1 protein-coding gene is annotated in these 928 nt (G+C 76.0%); it reads left to right on the top strand.

Annotated elements, in window-relative coordinates:
• On the top strand, positions 1-901 hold a 901-nt coding region (locus AC13HU_RS37705; RefSeq protein WP_483046514.1), incomplete at its 5' end, for an NADP-dependent oxidoreductase.
• Positions 902-928 lie beyond the last annotated feature (27 nt).

Raw genomic sequence — 928 nt, 5'->3', positions numbered from 1 at the left:
CCCCGAGGCCGAGTCGTTCATCGACCTCCCGCGGCCCGTGCCCGCGCCCGGGCAGGTGCTGATCAAGGTCAGGGCGGCCGGCGTCAACCCGGTCGACTGGAAGCGGCGGACCGGCTTCCGGCCGGCCGGCGCGCCCGTCCCCGACCTGCCCGCGGTGTTCGGCGCCGAGGCGGCGGGCGTCGTGGTCGCGATCGGCCCGGACAGCGGTGACGGCGACACCGCGCGGTTCGCGGTGGGCGACGAGGTGTTCGGCAACGCCATCACCGGCGGCTACGCCGAGTACGCCCTGCTGCTGGCGTCGGTCACCGCGCACAAACCGGCCGCGCTGTCGTGGGCGGACGCGGCGTCGGTGCCGGTCGCTTCGGCCACCGCATACGACGCGGTCCGCCAGCTCGCCCTGCCCCCGGGCGCCACGCTGTTGGTCAACGGTGCCGGCGGCGGGGTCGGCGTGGCCGCCGTGCAGATCGCCCGGCATGACGGCCTGACGGTGCTGGGCACCGCGAGCGCGGCGAAGAAGGAACTCCTGGAGTCGCTGGGCGCGGTGCACATCACGTCCGGGCCGGGCGTCGCGGACCGGGCCAGGGCCGCCGCGCCCGGCGGGGTGGACGGGATCGTGGACCTGGTCGGCGGCGAGCCGCTGCGGGACGTGGCCGCGCTGCTCGCCGAGCCGACCCGGCTGGTGAGCGCCGGGGACCGCGTCACCGTGGTCGAGTTGGGCGGCAGCCCAGTGGTGCGCAGGCGCACCGCGCAGGTGCTGGACGAGCTGGCCGCTCTGGTCGTCGGCGGCGACCTCGACCCGCTGGTCACCCGCACCTTCCCCTTCGACCAGGCGGGTGAAGCGCTGCGCGCGGTCGAGGAGGGCCACGCCCGGGGCAAGATCGTCATCGAGTTCGACGCGTAGTGCACTCACGACCAGGACGTTCCGGGC

It is taken from the genome of Streptomyces sp. NH27, from assembly GCF_056859195.1.
Note: the sequence above shows the minus strand (reverse complement) of the source record. Positions and strands in the feature narration are given on the sequence as shown.